The sequence below is a fragment of the Gordonibacter faecis genome, from assembly GCF_030077735.1.
Classification (GTDB): domain Bacteria; phylum Actinomycetota; class Coriobacteriia; order Coriobacteriales; family Eggerthellaceae; genus Gordonibacter; species Gordonibacter faecis.
On record NZ_JASJEU010000022.1, the window covers coordinates 191,761 to 208,071 of the forward strand.

Genomic DNA, 16,311 nt, shown 5'->3' on the forward strand with positions numbered 1-16,311 from the left:
AAAGCTTTCTCGCCGCCCCTTCCTCTTCACAATAATGACGATTGCGTAAAGGATGGGGCGCGGGGTAGTGGTTTATGGCAAGATGGAGCATTGCATAGTCATATGCAGAGACACACGATAGTCGAGCGACCGCGTCCGCGCCTTGCGCGTGGCCGGCGATGCAAGCGCGCACGCCGCAACCCGCGGCGACAGGGGTAGCTGCGCGGGATATCCGCAACCGGAGTTCGCGCGATAAAGGAGATGCGATGGGCTTTCTCTCAAGGTTCGAAGGCAAGATGGAAGACACGTTGGAAGGTGCGGCCGACCACATGTTCGACGCTCCCATTTCGCCTGTTCAGATTGCGAAGAAGGCGGAAAAGCAGATGCGGCGCGGCAAGATGGTGGGCGCGGGTAAGCAGTACGCCCCCACGCTGTACACCGTGCTGGTGAACCCGGATGACGACCAGCGCCTGTTCGGCTATTACCCTACGCTGGCGGGCGAAACGGAAACCTATCTTGCAGCGAAGGCGGCCGACGAAGGCCTGGTCATGGACGGGCAGCCGCTCGTGCGCTTCATCGTGGACGAAGAGTTGAAGCACGGGAAGTTCGACATTATTGCTGAACCCGTGGCGGCACCTATTATTGCTCAGTTGCGCGCGGAAGAAATGCAGCGCTACGGCCTGGGCGGCGCGGCTCCAGTGCCCGCGGGCGGACAGGCGGCTCCCTATGGTGCGCCGGCCGGGGGTTATGCGGCAGCACCGGCACCTGCACCTGCACCCGCGCCGGTGCCCGAGCCCGTTCCCTCGCGCGCGCCCGCCCCGCAGGCGCAGCCCTACGGCCACGGCCAACCCGCGCCCGCAGCCGACCCCTACGCACCCAGCGACCCGTACGCAGCCCCGGCCGCCTACCCAGCAGCCGCCTCACCTGCGCCGATGCCCCAACCCTACCAGGACTTGGACGCGGGCTTCACCGGCTATGACGACTTCAATGCCTACGATCAGGGCGCCAAGCCGCCCCTGCCCTACGTGCCGGAAGACGAAATCGACTACTCCATCGACTACGGCGAATACACCTTCGACAGCCAAGATTTCCAGGACTATCGCGAAAACGGCCGCTCGCAAGCCCGGCCCGTACCCGCGCCCGACTCCCCCGCCGCAGCCGCAGGCTTCGCGGGCGGCGCAGCCGCCGGTGCCGCAGCAGCAGCAGCCGCAGCAGCCGCCTACGCCGCGCATCCCGCAGCCGGCGCCCCCGTCGCGGCCGACACCGTGGTATTCGCAGGCGGCGGCCAGGCCACGCCCGTGCCCAACCAGCAGGCAGTGCGCGCCAGCCTCATTGACACCACGAACAACCGCACCTACACGCTGGCAGCATCGCGCCTACTCATGGGCCGCGAATCGAAAAACGACATCGTCGTGGACGACATCAACGCCAGCCGCACGCACGCCGAGTTGCGCTTCGAGCCCCAGGGTGTGTGGACCATCACCGACCTCGGCTCCACCAACGGCACCTTCGTCAACGGCGCTGAAATTGCCACCAGTCCCCTGCGCGAAGGCGACCGCATCACCATCGGCATGACGAACTTCGTGTTCACGCAGGCGCAGTGAGCGGAGCGAGCGCGCAATGGTACCTAACCGCATAGAGCGAGGGGTGTTCTCGTGATCGATGTCGTGCTGCTGATTGGCCGCCTGCTGTTCGTGGCGCTGCTATACCTGTTCCTGTTCGCTCTCATGAAAACGGGCGTGGGGCTGGTGCGCGGCCAGCGCAAAAAGGAACGCACCTGGAATCTGTCGGTCGAACGCGGGCCGAAAGAGCTGCGCGGCGTGTCCATTGTGGTGCGCGGTCCCGTTATTGTGGGCCGCAGCCCCGGCGCCGACATCGTGGTGGGAGCGGGCTACGTGTCCGGCCGACACGCACGCTTCAGCCTGATGGGACAGAACCTCTTCGTAGAAGACTTGGGCTCAACGAACGGCACAGCCGTAAATGGCCAGCTCATCAGCGAACCCGTGGCACTCAAGAACGGCGACGTGGTGAACGTGGGCGACGTCGCCATCCGCGTGAGGTTTGCCTGATGGCCGCCGAGCGCGCATACAAATCGACGCCCCACACCCGCAAAGGGGCCACCACCACGTTCGGCAGCCGCACCGACATCGGCTGCTTGCGCGACCACAACGAGGACAGTCTCATTGTGACGCCGCCGCTGTTCGCCGTGGCCGATGGCATGGGCGGCCACGCCGCGGGTGAAGTGGCCTCCGAAATTGCCGTGAACGTGCTGGCCGAACTGGCTCCCGCCCATCCCGACCCCGAGGCCCTGGGTCGCGCCGTGGAAGAGGCGAACCGCGCCATCATCCGCGCTGCTCACGAGGGCCGCGGGCGCGAAGGCATGGGCACCACCATGACTGCCGCCATGCTGGAAGGCGAACGCCTGATTATTGCCCAGGTGGGCGACTCGCGCGCGTACCTCCTGCACCAGGGCAAACTCCAGCAGCTCACGCGCGACCACAGCCTTATGGCCGACATGATTGAAGCCGGCCAGCTCACGCCCGAGGAAGCGCGCACGCACCCCAACCGCTCGGTGATCACGCGCGCGCTGGGCAGCGACCCCAACACCCAGCCGGACCTCTACGAGATCAACGTGGAAACGGGCGACAGGCTGCTCATCTGCTCCGACGGTCTCTCAGGCATGGTGTCCGATGCCGACATCGAGTCAACGCTCGCCCGCGTGCGCGACCCCCAGCGCTGTGCCTCGCAGCTGGTGAACGAGGCAATCGCGAACGGCGGCCACGACAACGTCACCGTTATTGTGGCGGACGTGTCCGGTTTCGCCGAGGTGCGCCGCAAGAAGATGGCGCGCAAGACGAAGTTCACCATCGCGCTGGTGCTGGTGCTGTTCGCCGCCATTGTGGGCGCGACGGCCTGGGGCACGAACACCTACCTGCACAATGCCGCCTACCTGGCCGAAGACAACGGGAAAGTAGCCGTGTATCGCGGCGTGCCCGGCGACGTGTTCGGCCTGTCGTACTCCGAGCACGTGGAAACCACCGACGTGAGTGTGGACGACTTGCAGCCCGGATTCGCCGAGCGCCTGAAAGACGGCTGGCGCGTGGATAGCGTGGAAGCGGCTCAGGAACTGGTGGAAGAATACCGCCAGGACATCGCCGCCCGCACGCAACCGGGCAACGGCGCGGACAATAACGGCAACAACAACGCCAACGCCGCTCCCAACGCCAGCAACTCCTCCACCACCGACAACCAACCCACCCAAGGCGGTGCCGCATGACGCGCCGCAACATAGAACTGGTCCTGTTGTGCGTAGCGGCGCCCATCGTGGTGCTGCTGTTTGCCATGCTGGCCATCAACCAGGGACAAAGCCTGAACGCGAACACACTGGGCGCGCCCATCGGCATCTTCGTGGCGTTCGTCATCGCGCATGTGGCCGTGCGCCGTTTCGCGCCAGGTGCCGACCCCGCTATCCTGCCCATCGCGTTTGCGCTCTCGGGCATTGGCATCGCGTTCATCACGCGCCTTGCACCCTACGCGGAGAAGTCCAACATCGCGCTTAACCAGGTGATGTGGCTCTTCCTGGGCGTGGCGTGCATGGTGGTGGTGCTGGTGTTGTTCCGCAACCTGGAAAAGATTGCCAACTACAAATACACCCTCATGATAGTGGGTTTTGTGCTGCTGCTGTCGCCGCTTATCCCGGTCCTCGGCCAGGAAATTAACGGCAGCCGCATCTGGATTGGCATCCCCGGCGTATTCTCATTCCAACCAGGCGAAATAGCAAAAATAACCATCGTGCTCTTCCTCGCGGGCTATCTCGCGCAAAACCGCGAGATGCTGTCGGTGTTCACGTGGCGCGTGGGGCCGTTCAACCTGCCCGATATTCGCACGCTACTGCCGCTTTTGCTCATGTGGGTGGTCGCCCTGCTCATCGTCGTGTTCGAGAAGGACCTCGGCAGCGCACTCGTGTTCTTCTTCGTGTTTCTTATTATGTTGTACGTGGCTACGGGCAAGAAGTTTTACCTGGTGGTGGGCCTGGTACTTATCGCTATTGGCGGCGTAGGGGCCTACCTGGAGTTCACCCACGTGCAAACGCGCGTGGACATTTGGCTCGACCCATTCGCGGACACGCAGAACCGAGGCTACCAGCTGGTGCAATCGCTCTACTCCTTCGCCGACGGTGACCTGTTCGGCGTGGGCGTGGGCCGCGGCCTGGCCGGCGGCGGCAACGGCCTGCCCCCCATCCCCGTGGCCGAGAGCGACTTCATCTTCACCATCATTGGCGAAGAGATTGGCCTTTTGGGCGCGGCCGGCGTGCTGCTGCTGTTCCTGTGCTTCGCCATCCGCGGGTTCGTGACGGCGGCGCGCGCGAAGAACGACGTCAGCTCGTTTGTGGCCGTGGGCCTCACGTCCATCATCGTGCTGCAGGCGTTCATCATTGTGGGCGGCGTCACGCGGCTCATCCCGCTGACAGGCCTCACCCTGCCCTTCATCAGCCAGGGCGGCTCGTCGCTGCTGGCCAGCTTCATTATTGTAGGCTTCCTTCTGCGCTGCGGCGACGAGGGCACGGGCGTGGGCACCGAAATGGCCAGCGCCACCACCTCGCTCCATGCAAACAGCGTGCTGGGGCGCGTGTCGCTGGGCAAGCGGCTCACGCACGGCATGATTATTTTCTCCGCCATGTTTGCCCTGCTGGTGGCCAACCTCACGCTTATCATGGTGGTGCAGGCCGACTACTACCAGAACATGCCCGGCAATAACCACACGCTGGCGAAAGAGGCCAACACCGAGCGCGGCACCATTTCCACCTACGATGGCGTGGTGCTGGCGCAAAGCGTGCGGCAGGACGACGGCACGTACGAGCGCGTGTACCCGGCGGGCGACCTGGCCAGCCACGTGGTGGGTTACGCGTCGCAGCAGTACGGCACGTCCGGCATTGAAGCGGCTGAAAACGACACGCTGAAAGGCCAAAGCAACTTCGCCAGCTGGACTGACGTGTTGAACTCGTTCGCGGGCATCAGCACGCCGGGCAACGACGTCACCCTCACGCTGAACTCGAAGATCCAGCAGGCGGCGCAAGACGCGCTCAGCGGCTACTCCGGCGCGTGCGTGGTGCTGGATCCCGACACGGGCGCCGTGCTGGGCATGGCCTCCGCCCCTACCTACAACGCCGCCGACTTCGAGGCGCTGCTGCAAAAGGCCGCGGAAAACCCCGACAGCGGCGACAGCACCCTGCTGAACCGCGCCACGCAAGCGCTCTACGCGCCGGGCTCCACCTTCAAAATTGTCACCCTGTCCGCCGCGCTGGAGGACGACGTGGCGAAGGAAGACACCGTGTACTCCTCGCCCGGTACCATGGAAATTGGCAACGCGCCCGTCACGAACTTCAACAAGAACGACTACGGCGACATCACGCTGGCGCGCGCCATGGAACTGTCGTCGAACACCGTGTTCGGCCAGCTGGGCATTCAGCTTGACGCCGAGCGCCTGGTGGCGGCCGCCGCGAAGTACGGCTTCAACCAGGACCTCGACTTCGAACTGCCCGTGAGCACCTCGCTCATGCCCGAGCCCGCCGAAATGACCGAGTGGGAAACCGCCTGGGCCGCCGCCGGCGAGCCAGTGGGCAACCACAAGAGCCCGGCCGGCCCGCAGGCCACCGTGCTTGAGATGGCACTCGTGGGCAGCGCCATTGCCAACGACGGCGCCATCATGGACCCCTACCTGGTGGAAGGCATCTACAACGCCAGCGGCGAGCGCAGCTACACCGCCTCGCCGGGTAAGTTCCTGCAGGCCGTGAGCAAGGAAACGGCCAACCGCGTGAAAACCGTCATGGAGGGCGTGGTGAAGAACGGCACCGGCACCGCGGCCGCCATTGAGGGCGTGTCCGTAGCCGGCAAAACCGGCACCGCTGAAAAGCCCGACGGCAACGACAGTTGGTTCGTGGGCCTAGCCCCCGCCGACAACCCGCGCGTGGTAGTGGCCATCAACCTGGAGCACGCACAGGAGGGCACGGGAACTGAGCGGGCGCAAAATGTGTTGAAAACGGCCTTGCAGGTGCAAGGGCTTTTGTAAATAAGGTATGCTTGTGGCGATCATATCAGCTTTGAAAACGCAGCACGCCAAGGGCATGTGACCTAAAGGAGCAAAAACGTGACCGGAAACATGACGGGCAAGGTGTTCAACAACCGCTACCAGATAACGGAGCGCATCGGCATCGGCGGCATGGCCGAGGTGTACCGCGCGCAGGACAACGTCCTGGGGCGCCTGGTTGCCGTGAAGGTCATGCTGCCCCAGTACGCCGCCGACCCCAACTTCACCAAGCGCTTCAAGCAGGAAGCCGCCGCGGCCGCCAACCTGCAAAGCCCCTACATTGTGAACGTGTACGACTGGGGACAGGACGACGGCACCTACTATATAGTGATGGAGTTCGTCCGCGGAAGCGACCTGAAAACCGCCATCAACGAACGCGGCGCCATCAACCAGCGCAAGGTGGCCGAAATTGGCTCGCAGGTGTGCCAGGCGCTTTCGGTGGCGCACGGGCTGGACATCATCCACCGCGACATTAAGCCGCAGAACATCATGGTGCAGCCCGACGGCAACGTGAAGGTGATGGACTTCGGCATTGCGCGCGCGAAGAACTCCGTGATGACGCAAACGTCCTCGGTATTGGGCACGGCCCACTACATTTCGCCTGAACAGGCGCAGGGTAAGGAACTCACCGCCGCCAGCGACATGTACTCGCTGGGCATTGTGATGTACGAAGCCGCCACCGGCCGTCTGCCGTTCGACGGCCCCGATGCCGTGAGCGTGGCCATGAAGCAGGTGAACGAGCTGCCCGCGCCGCCGCGCGAGATCAACCCCGACATCGACCCGGCGCTTGAAGCCATTATCATGCGCGCCATGGCAAAGAACCCCTCCGAGCGTTTCGCCACTGCACAGGACATGCGCTACGCGCTAAACGACTACCTGGCGGGACGTCCCGTGAATGTAGGCAACGCAGGCAACTTCACCAGCGCTGAGACGGCCGTGATGGGCGGCGTGGTGCCCCCCATGGCTGTGGCCGATGGCACCGCCGTGATGCCCGCCATGGGCAAGGGCGGCGTCAAACCCGCGGTTTCCAGCAGCGGCTCCAAAAACTACCGCAACGACAACAATGCTCCCAAGGGTTCGAAGAAGACGCTGTTTATAGTGCTGGGTATTCTGGCCGCGCTCATTGTGGTGGGCGGCATTGCGTTTGCGCTGATGAGCGGTCTTGGCGCGTCGGGCGACCCCGTGCCGGACTTGAAGGGCATGACACAGGAGCAGGCCGAAGCCAAGCTGAAGGAACAGGGCTTCCAACTGGGATCGGTCGACCAGAAATACGACGAGGCCGAGGCCGGTAAGATTATCGGCCAGGACCCCAAAGCAGGCGACAAGCGCGAAAAGGGCACCAAGGTGAACATCACCGTGTCGCAAGGCGCGCAGCAAATTGCGGTGCCCGACTTGAAGAATATGACCGTGGATGACGCGAAGAAATTGTTGATTGAGAAGGGCCTCGTGCCCAGCGCCGGCACGCCAAAGAGTTCCGACGACGTGGAGAAGGGCAAGGTCATGGGCCAGAGCCCCGAGGCCGGCTCCAAGGTAGAGAAGGGCGCAACGGTTGAATACTACCAGTCGCTTGGGCCCGAGGGCACCGACGTGCCGAGCGTGGTGGGCAGCATGGAAGGCGAAGCGGTAGCTACGCTGCAGAACGCTGGCTTCAAGGTGACGACGGACTACACTTCGAGCGATAGCGTTGAGTCGGGCCTGGTTATTAGCCAGAGCCCCAACGCGAAGCAAAAGTTGAAGCCTGGCGAGACCGTAAACATTGTGGTGAGCACCGGCAAGCAGGCCACGTACTACAATGTGAACCTGAACGCCAACGGCGGCGGCACGGTGAACGCCTCCAGCTTCTCCGTTGAAGAAGGCGACAGCGTACGAATTACCATCATGCCTGACCCCGGCTACATCGTGGCCTCGGTGATTGGCCTCGACGGCGTGCCTCAGTCCGGCGGTACGTTCACCGTGCCGAACGTCAAGAACGACGTGAACATAACGGTAACGTTCCAACAATCAACCCCCACCACCCCTGACCCCCCGGACGACGAGAAAACCCCCACAACAAACTAACCCAAACGGGCACCCCACGGTGCCCGTTTTTTTGCACGAGCGAGTCGCCTCCCGCCTCATAGTGTGACGCGCTAACGCGCTATCCATCTTCTCCTTACACCTTGGGGGTTTGGAGTATTGGCGGGCTTTTTGGTGAGGGCTGAGGAGCGTGGTAAGATAGTACCCGTATGCTCTGCCATGCCCCAGGCCCACTCAAGGAGGTACCGCATGCCCGAGCCGTTCAACGCCCTCAGTCGGCGCACGTTTATTGGAGGCGCCGCCGTCGCAGGTGCTACTGCCCTCGCCTTCCCCTCAACCGCGCTTGGCGTAAGCGCCGCCGAGAAGCAGGCCGAAGCGGACGCCGTTCGCAATCAACTGGTAGGCCTTCAGGCCGACCTCGAGGCCGCCGCCGAAAACTTCTACACCGCCGAAGCTGAGCGCGACGCTGCAAAGCAAGCCATGGAGGCCGAACAGGCCAAAATCGACCTCGCCAACCAAGAGATCGCCGATCTGCAAAGCCGCCTGGGCCTGCGCGCCCGCAGCATGTATCGCTCCGGGTCGGCCACGTTCCTGGACTTCCTCATGGGAGCCACCTCATTTGCCGAGTTCACCCAGAACTGGGATCTGCTGAATGGCCTGAACGAGAGCGACGCCGAAATGGTGGCGCAGACCAAAGACCTGCGCGCCCAGGTGGAAGCCTCGAAGGCCGAATACGAAAAGCAGGAACAGATTGCTGCCGAAAAGGCCGCCGAGGCCAAAACCATCAAGGATCAAACCGAGGCCAAAGTACAGCAAGCCCAAGACCTCATGAACTCACTCGACGCCGAGGCGCGTCAGTTGCTGGAGCAGGAACAGGCCGCCGCGGCCGCAGCTGCGGCCGCGCAGAAGCAGGCCGAACTCGAAGCTCAGCTGCAGCGCGAGCAGGGCGGCGGAGGCTCCGACGGGGGTAGCTACGACATACCTTCCGGCGGCAATGGTGTGGAAGTTCCCTCGCAGGGTTCGGTGGTTGATTACGCGCTCTCACGCATTGGCTGTCCGTATGTATGGGGGGCCGAAGGACCCGACTCGTTTGATTGCTCGGGGTTAGTGACCTGGGCATATCGCCAGGTGGGCATGTACGTGCCGCACCAGAGCGAGTCTCAGTATAGCGCTGCGCGCCAGCGCGTTCCCGTGTCGGAGGCGCGCCCGGGCGACGTGCTGTGGCGCTACGGCCACGTGGGCATTGCCGTGGGCTACGGCGGCGTACCGTACGTACACGCTCCCACCGAAGGCGCGCTCGTACGCGACACCGACTCGCTTGGCTGGTCGGGTTTCACCTGCGCATTACGCTTCTAAACCTGTTGCGCGTCAGCGCGCGGCAACCCGCAATCTCACGGCCACCCAACCCACAGCAGGTGGCCGTTCTCGTTTTACGACCTTGCCGCCTCTATTGCAGCCAATCCCTCTGCCCGCGCCGCGTTACAGCCCTCGTCAATAGCAGCGGCCACTTCCGCAGGCGCTTTTGTGCCGCGCAACAAATCCTGCATGTTGGGATAGAATGCCGCGCGCACGCCTTCCCAATTGGGCGTGTTGTTCAGGAAGTCCACCGTGTTTTGCGAGTTGCGACTGTACGTATCAAGGTACGCAATCTCGTCTTTGTGCTGCTCCACCACATGCTTGTTCACCGGAATACTGCTCAGCGCATAACGCAGCATATCATCGTCAGAATAGATGAAACGCACAAAATCCTTCGTGGCCTGCACCTTGTCCGGATCACCGTTGTTAAACACTGTAAAGCCATTCAAGAACGTAGTGGCAATGCCCGCGCCCGTAGGGTCAGGGAAGTTTGCCAAAAACACATCCAAGCCCGCTTCGTCGCCAATACGCACGTTAACCATATTACCCGGACACAAAGCTACCTGCCCGCTGTTGAATAGCTGAATGGTATCAATGAACTCCAAGTTCTCGGCACCCTTTGGAATGATGCCGCGCTCGTTCAGCGACACCAGCCACTCAAGCGCCCGTACGCCCTCCGGTGAGCTGACGTCAAAGGTGCCGTCCGCGTTGTAGAACGGGGCGCCAAACGCGCGCAGCAACGTCATGATATGCGTGTCACCCTGGTTGTTCGCTGCATAAAACGCCAGAGGAAACGTGCCGCCTTGAGCCATGGATGCCTTGAGGGCGTTCAGAATCTCATTAAACTCGTCGATGCTCCACTGGGCAATTTCGCCCTCGGCGGGAATGAATCGGTCCAGGCCAGCGGCGCGCATGAGCTCGCCGTTTACCATCAGCGTGTTTTGCAGCTGATAAAGCGGCATGGTGTAGGTGACTCCATCCACGCTGCACTGTTGCCAGATGGCGTCGTCGATATCTGCACGCAACTCGGCATCAATCACATCATCAAGCGCCGCCACGCGACCTTCGCGAATGTAGGTGGGTAGATTGAACGACCCCGCGAACAGCACATCGGCGGCCTCGGGCGTACCAAACTTATCGATAACCTGCGTCTTTTCATCCACATACTGGAACTTCGTGTAGTTAAAGGAAACGTCGTAATTCTCATAGGTGGCAGCAAAGCGCTCACCCGCCTCCTGAAACAGGTCAAACACCTCAGCATCGGGATGGTCCGCATCATAAGCCATGGTCACAGGAGGACATTTCACGTTGATAGTGACCTGCTTCTTACCTGCGGTACCATCACCAGCGCCACCCGCACCGCCGCCGCCCACACAACCCGTCAGCGCGCCGCTCGTCAACACAGCCACGCCGACACCCGCCGAGGCCAGCACGAACTCCCTCCTGCTCATAGTTTGTTCGCTCATCGAGTCCCTCCCTTTCCCTCTGAGCCAATTGCGCGCAGTTTATCCAGCAAAAGCCCCACGTCAAGTGGCTTGGTTACCACATCATTCATACCGGCGCTTAAAGCGCGATCCACGTCATCACGAAATGCGTTCGCCGTCAGCGCCAGGATGGGCACAGCGGCGCTATCTGTGCGCTTGAGCGCGCGGATGGCATCGGTAGCTTGGTAGCCATCCATTCGCGGCATCTGTAAGTCCATCAGCACCACATCGTAGGTGCCTTCTTCGCTGGCAGCAAAAGCCTCCAGCGCTTCTGCGCCGTCGCTTGCGGCGGTCACCACACAGCCTTCATCTTTAAGGATATCCACAATAATCATGCGGTTCACGCCGTTGTCTTCGGCCACCAGCACACATTTTCCCTCAAGCGTAACGTCATCTGCAGCCGCACCTACGGCATCGGCGGTCGATTGGTCGGCTGCCATCTGCAACGGCACCGTCACCGTGAACGTCGACCCGCATCCCTGCTCGCTTTCCACTTCAATGGTGCCACCCATTTCTTCCACCAGTATCTTGGAAAGCGAGGCACCCAAACCTGTACCGTTGCGCGATGCCGCTCGTTTCTCCTGTTCAAACGGCTCCCATATACGTTCAAGGAAGCTGGGGCTCATGCCACACCCCGTGTCAGACACCACAAACGTGGTGCGCGCCACAGTTCCTTCGCCCGCCACAACTTGGCTCACGTTCAACGACACCCGGCCGCCCTCGGGTGTAAACTTAAGCGCGTTACCCAGCAAATTAACAATGACTTGTTTGATGCGCATTTCGTCGCCCACCACCCGGCGAGCCGGCAACTCACCATACACAACAGAGAACTGCAAGTTGCGCGGCTTCGCCTGCAGACCGATGAGCGTGTCGATGTCGTCCAGCATAGCCGCCAGGTCGAACGACTGCGCGTACAGCTCCATCTGGCCGCTTTCGATTTTTGACATGTCCAACACGTCCGTGATCACACTCTTCAGGTAGTCCGCGGACACGTCCGCCTGATCCAGATAGCCGGACAGTTTTTCCTTGTCATCCACATTCTGCCGCATGAGATACTGAAGTCCCACCAGGCCGTTCAGCGGCGTGCGTATCTCGTGGCTCATGTTGGCAAGGAAGGTGGATTTTGCCTTTTCGGACTCACGCGCCACACGCGCGTCGCGCACCGAGCGAAACACCGTGAACAGCACGCCCGCTATCAGAAGTCCCAGTAGGCCAAAGAACAAGAGCGAGCGCGTCATGAGCTCGTTCACCTGGTGCGATGTCACCGACGCGTTCACCTTCACCACCAAATACCACCTGCTGTCAGCAATGGGCACCATGGTAACGTAGTAGCGCTCGTCGCCCATGCGATACTCAGCAAACACGTTTTCGCCGCGCTCGATAGCGGCGCGGCTTTCGGCAAGCGAACCTGACACGAATGAGGCATCTTTCAACTCGGCGAAAAAGTCCTGACCATCGGACCCGCCGTAATAACGGCTGGCCGTCACAATTTCGCCCGTATTGCGAATAACTAGGGCGACGCCTTGGCCATCGAAGCTTTCGAACCGCATGCCAGCCTCGATATCGGCTACAGGCACAAGCCCCACCACGCTTTCGATGCGCTCTCCGTCGCAAACTACCGGAGTATCCAGCTTCACACCATATACCAGGTACTCGCCCCACTTTTCGCGCTCTTCCAGTGTGTAGCGTATGACGAAGCGGTCGTCGGCAGCGCGATAGGTGTCGGCCCATTCGACATCATTAAGAGTGGAGGCAAGGTAGGTATTATCGTAGAGATGTTCCTGGTCAGTTACCAGATAGATACGTTCGAATGAAGAGGACCGCACCTCCACGCTCAGCTGGTACGACAAGTCAGCCACTTCGCCCTTGCGCGCAAGCCGAATGCGCTCGGATACTGAATCCAAATAATCCCACTTGCTGGTCATTTGGTTGTGAATACCCTGCGCATCGTGGTCGGCAATTTGCTCCATGAACGAAAGGGTAGTTCCGTTCACCGCTTGCGTGATACTTTGCTGGTAGAGCAGATAGCCGCCAGCTAACACCACCACCGCAACCGCACACATGGCCAGGTAAACCAGCGGGCGAACTCCTGTGCGGGGCGTCTTCGGTGTCATGCAGCCGCTCCCTCCACTGCGACGATGCGCCCCACCACACCCAGTTTGTGCAGGGTGTCGCCGTCTTCGGCCCACACTACCAGGCACGCCACATTACAGCAGAGCAAGGTGCCATCAGCCAGCGGTAGGTCAACCTGCGCCTCGAATACGGGGCTGGTCGGCGACGAGTTCTCGCTCACCCGCGCAAGAACCCCAATGGCCTTTGCGGTGTCGGGCAAAAATTCCCTGGCAGAGGCGCCCACCACAATTTCGGCGTACCCAAACCGTTCGCAGCCACGTCCGGAGAACACCACCGTGTCGCTTTCAATGTCATAGTCGAACAGCACCCCGTCGAAGTACGAAGCAGTGAACTTGAATTTCGCGCGCTCGCGCTCAAGCAGCAGCACCGTGCGGTCGGCCAGCCCCGGCTCGCTGCGTTCCATCACTTCGCGCGAGAGTTTGCCCACGTCGAACAACTCAAGCGACCGGTCGCTGCGCAGCGCTACCATGTCACGCAAATGGTCGGCCTCTTCCAAAAAGCAACGCATGAGGTCGGGGTTAAACGCACCACATTCGCCATTTTCTATCATGGCCACGGCTGTTTCGTGCGAGAAGGCGCTCTTGTACACGCGCTCACTCACCAGTGCATCGTACACGTCGGCCAGCGCCACCACCTGGGCCGCCACGGGAATTTCTTCACCGGCAAGACCGTCGGGGTAGCCGCGACCGTCCCAGCGCTCGTGGTGCCAGCGGCAGATCTCGCGCGCGCACGTGACCAGGGCCTCGTTCTTGCCGAAGTGGAGGCCTTCCAGCATCTCGTCGCCGATGGCGGCGTGTGTCTTCATGACCTCGAACTCTTCTTCGGTCAAACGTCCCGGCTTATTGAGAATCTCTTCGGGAATGGCAATTTTGCCAATGTCGTGCAGCGCTGCCGCGTTCGAGATGAGCGCAATCTTTGACGGCGTGAGGTTGTAGTCAGGGAAGCGGCTTTTCATGGCTTCCAGCAAAATTTCGGTGATGATGCGGATGCGCGCCACGTGCAAACCCGACTCGCCGTTGCGGAATTCCACAACGGTGCTCAGGATGTCCACCATGAGCGTGTTGGTTTTTTCACGCTCTTGCACCTGCTCAGCTATCAAATCTTTCAGCAGGTTTTGCTTCGCGAACAGCGCGATGGTGTTGCGCACGCGCTGCAGCACCACCTCGGGGTCGAACGGACGGTTCACGTAATCGACCACGCCCAGCTCGAAGCCCTTGCGGATATAGGCGGGCGACGTCTCGGCGGAGATGACGATAACCGGCACGTCGTCGCTCCAATGGTTGCGATGCAAGTGGGTAAGAACGTCGAAGCCGTCCATGTTCGGCATGACAATATCCAGCAGAAGAAGCGCGATGGAGCCTTCACGGCGGCGCAGGATGTTGAGCGCCTCTACGCCATCGCAGGCTTCCAGGATGTCGTAGTCATCCGACAAGATGTCGGAAAGCATGGAACGGTTGACAGCGGTATCGTCGGCAATGAGGATGGTTTGGCGTTTGCTGGCCGTCATGCGAGTTCACCGACTAGTGCGGTGAGATGCTCACAACTGGCTTTAAGCTGGCGATACAGTGCGTGCGCCCGCTCTTCCTCGCCAGGAGCAAGTCCGTCGCGCAAACATTCCACCAGTTCAACTGCGGTTTCGGTCATGGGCTTCAGCATGAGGTTCATGCTCATGCCCTTGATGGTGTGCGCGGCGCGAAAGGCGGCCTCATGGTCACCTTGCTCCATAGCGCTATCCAGCGCGGCAAATGCCGGGTCGTCCATAGTTTGAACAAGATACGCTTTGATGCGTTCCTCTTTGCGAAGCAGCGCCAAAACATCGGCGAAATCAACACCGATGTTTTCATATAACGCGCGCACGTCCATGCTTGAGCCTTTCGAGCTTTTCGAGCCGATTTTGAGGCTCTGGGGTCAAGCGAATATGATACCGGTTGAACACCTTTTTGTTAAGGAAACCGGCTTCAAATAAATAAGAAACCACACCGGGGAGCGCTATCGGCGCAGCACCTGACGCTTGCGCCATGCGAACCTTCTGCACGAAGGCGAACGCGAACGCGCACCCCGTTCCCCGAAGCAGAAGGGAATGCTACAATACCAAGCACGCCTCCGTAGCTCAGGGGACAGAGCACCGCTCTCCTAAAGCGGGTGCCGCGCGTTCGAATCGCGCCGGGGGCACCACCTAAAGTCGCAGGCCACCAGCATACTACTGGTGGCCTGTTTGATTCTTATCCAAAACCCTACGGAAGACAATCCACGGCCAACCGCAGGAGGAATCGTCCCTAACTCTTCTGGGAGAGGCGAATGCCCCCACTACCCCCCCCCCCGCAATGTTTGTGCGGTTTTTGCGAGGGGATGAGGGCTTAGCTACGGGTGGGTGACGGTTCGGTATGGTGGGCGAGGATGGTCGCGCGGGCGGCCGGGCGCGCGGGATGCGCGCTGAATAGTTGACATGGGCCGGGCGTGGGACGCGCGGTCGTGCGATAGGAGGTATCGTGTACAAGATTGTTGCATTGGGTGCGGCGGCGCTGTTGGCTGCTACTCTTGCGGGGTGTGCAAGCGAACCGGCTGATCAACCGACTGAAGGCGGCGGCGCACCCGCTAAACAAACGCAGACGGCGCCGGAGCCGAAGGAGAACAAAGTCTCACTGGTGGATTCCGGTTGGTCGGTAGATGAGCAGGGCTATATCCACTATGGCGTCATCATCAAGAACGAAGGTGCTCAGGGGGCGCTGTTTCCCACGGTGAAAATTGTGAGCAAGGATGAAAGCGGCAACGTCATTTCCTCCGACGAGCAGGTACTCATGAGCATTCGACCTGATCAGGAACTTGCTTGGGGTGGTCAGGCGGGGCACGGTACGCCTCCTGCTACCGTTGAGTTTGAGGTGAGTGTGGGTTCCGGCAACTGGCAGGATTCGGACCCGAATATCGAAATGTTCCGCATCGACGGGCTTAATGTCCAGGATAGCGGATACGGCATGGTGCACTTCGTGGGTGAGATTACCAGTCTGCTTGAGGATACCAACATGAATCAGGTTGCTGTCAGTGCCCTCTTGCGTGACGCGAATGGTGTCATCGTGGGCGGCTACACGGGCTTTGCCGACAACCTATCGGCGGGCGGCACCACCGCTTTTGACATTATCGGCTACGGTGTGCCGGAATACGCCACCGTGGAGGCTTGGGCCCAGCCCTGGAGCGTGGCTAAGTAACAAGCAGACGAACACAGCGAGGGCAGCAAAACCAGCACAAACGCACTAGGCGC

General features: G+C 61.2%; 11 protein-coding genes and 1 tRNA gene. 8 read left to right on the plus strand and 4 right to left on the minus strand.

The genetic code is table 11. The features are described from left to right. Positions 1-245: 245 nt before the first annotated feature. The 6 genes from QNJ86_RS11550 to QNJ86_RS11575 all read left to right on the plus strand — a co-directional run bounded on the left by QNJ86_RS11550 (position 246) and on the right by QNJ86_RS11575 (position 9,438). A complete protein-coding gene (locus tag QNJ86_RS11550; RefSeq protein WP_283832782.1) occupies positions 246-1,583 on the plus strand; it encodes an FHA domain-containing protein in 1,338 nt (445 codons plus the stop codon). A 51-nt stretch (positions 1,584-1,634) separates the two neighbouring features. Further along, positions 1,635-2,048 carry an FHA domain-containing protein gene (locus QNJ86_RS11555; protein ID WP_283832783.1) on the plus strand — a complete coding sequence of 138 codons (414 nt, stop codon included), beginning with the start codon at positions 1,635-1,637 and terminating at the stop codon, positions 2,046-2,048. Beyond that, positions 2,048-3,256, plus strand: coding sequence for a Stp1/IreP family PP2C-type Ser/Thr phosphatase (locus QNJ86_RS11560; protein WP_283832784.1), 1,209 nt, complete (start codon positions 2,048-2,050; stop codon positions 3,254-3,256). Before QNJ86_RS11555 ends, QNJ86_RS11560 begins: the two co-directional genes overlap by 1 nt. After that, positions 3,253-6,048, plus strand: coding sequence for an FtsW/RodA/SpoVE family cell cycle protein (locus tag QNJ86_RS11565; RefSeq protein ID WP_283832785.1), 2,796 nt, complete (start codon positions 3,253-3,255; stop codon positions 6,046-6,048). The genes QNJ86_RS11560 and QNJ86_RS11565 overlap by 4 nt, the downstream gene beginning before the upstream one ends. A 90-nt stretch (positions 6,049-6,138) precedes the next feature. After that, on the plus strand, positions 6,139-8,124 hold the full coding sequence (gene pknB, locus QNJ86_RS11570; protein WP_283832860.1) for a Stk1 family PASTA domain-containing Ser/Thr kinase: 1,986 nt from the start codon (positions 6,139-6,141) through the stop codon (positions 8,122-8,124). Positions 8,125-8,331: 207 nt separating this feature from the next. Then, positions 8,332-9,438 carry a C40 family peptidase gene (locus QNJ86_RS11575; protein ID WP_283832786.1) on the plus strand — a complete coding sequence of 369 codons (1,107 nt, stop codon included), beginning with the start codon at positions 8,332-8,334 and terminating at the stop codon, positions 9,436-9,438. 74 nt (positions 9,439-9,512) lie between these two features. On the opposite strand, the gene QNJ86_RS11580 is transcribed toward QNJ86_RS11575, so the two are convergent. From QNJ86_RS11580 to QNJ86_RS11595, 4 genes are read right to left on the minus strand one after another with little or no spacing between them, the layout of a single operon-like run. Beyond that, on the minus strand, positions 9,513-10,904 hold the full coding sequence (locus QNJ86_RS11580) for an ABC transporter substrate-binding protein (RefSeq protein WP_283832787.1): 1,392 nt from the start codon (positions 10,902-10,904) through the stop codon (positions 9,513-9,515). Beyond that, complete coding sequence (locus QNJ86_RS11585) at positions 10,901-13,036, minus strand: hybrid sensor histidine kinase/response regulator (RefSeq protein ID WP_283832788.1); 2,136 nt, start codon at positions 13,034-13,036, stop codon at positions 10,901-10,903. The genes QNJ86_RS11580 and QNJ86_RS11585 overlap by 4 nt, the downstream gene beginning before the upstream one ends. Then, positions 13,033-14,562: an HD domain-containing phosphohydrolase gene (locus tag QNJ86_RS11590; RefSeq protein ID WP_283832789.1), complete on the minus strand. Its 1,530-nt coding sequence runs from the start codon at positions 14,560-14,562 to the stop codon at positions 13,033-13,035. Before QNJ86_RS11590 ends, QNJ86_RS11585 begins: the two co-directional genes overlap by 4 nt. Beyond that, a complete protein-coding gene (locus QNJ86_RS11595; protein WP_283832790.1) occupies positions 14,559-14,918 on the minus strand; it encodes an Hpt domain-containing protein in 360 nt (119 codons plus the stop codon). Before QNJ86_RS11595 ends, QNJ86_RS11590 begins: the two co-directional genes overlap by 4 nt. Before the next feature lie 236 nt (positions 14,919-15,154). On the opposite strand from QNJ86_RS11595, the gene QNJ86_RS11600 reads away from it, so the two are divergent. Both QNJ86_RS11600 and QNJ86_RS11605 read left to right on the plus strand, forming a co-directional pair. Continuing rightward, a tRNA-Arg gene (locus tag QNJ86_RS11600) sits at positions 15,155-15,230 on the plus strand. A gap of 314 nt (positions 15,231-15,544) precedes the next feature. Continuing rightward, entirely contained in the window at positions 15,545-16,258 is a 714-nt protein-coding gene (locus QNJ86_RS11605) for a hypothetical protein (RefSeq protein WP_283832791.1), read from the plus strand. Positions 16,259-16,311: the final 53 nt, after the last annotated feature.

Excerpts from the sequence above, each read along its gene's own strand:
- QNJ86_RS11550 (WP_283832782.1), top strand. The coding sequence starts at position 246 with ATGGGCTTTCTCTCAAGGTTCGAAGGCAAGATGGAAGACACGTTGGAA.
- QNJ86_RS11560 (WP_283832784.1), top strand. The coding sequence starts at position 2,048 with ATGGCCGCCGAGCGCGCATACAAATCGACGCCCCACACCCGCAAAGGG.
- QNJ86_RS11565 (WP_283832785.1), top strand. The coding sequence starts at position 3,253 with ATGACGCGCCGCAACATAGAACTGGTCCTGTTGTGCGTAGCGGCGCCC.
- pknB (WP_283832860.1), top strand. The coding sequence starts at position 6,139 with ATGACGGGCAAGGTGTTCAACAACCGCTACCAGATAACGGAGCGCATC.
- QNJ86_RS11575 (WP_283832786.1), top strand. The coding sequence starts at position 8,332 with ATGCCCGAGCCGTTCAACGCCCTCAGTCGGCGCACGTTTATTGGAGGC.
- QNJ86_RS11580 (WP_283832787.1), bottom strand. The coding sequence starts at position 10,904 with ATGAGCGAACAAACTATGAGCAGGAGGGAGTTCGTGCTGGCCTCGGCG.
- QNJ86_RS11585 (WP_283832788.1), bottom strand. The coding sequence starts at position 13,036 with ATGACACCGAAGACGCCCCGCACAGGAGTTCGCCCGCTGGTTTACCTG.
- QNJ86_RS11590 (WP_283832789.1), bottom strand. The coding sequence starts at position 14,562 with ATGACGGCCAGCAAACGCCAAACCATCCTCATTGCCGACGATACCGCT.
- QNJ86_RS11595 (WP_283832790.1), bottom strand. The coding sequence starts at position 14,918 with ATGGACGTGCGCGCGTTATATGAAAACATCGGTGTTGATTTCGCCGAT.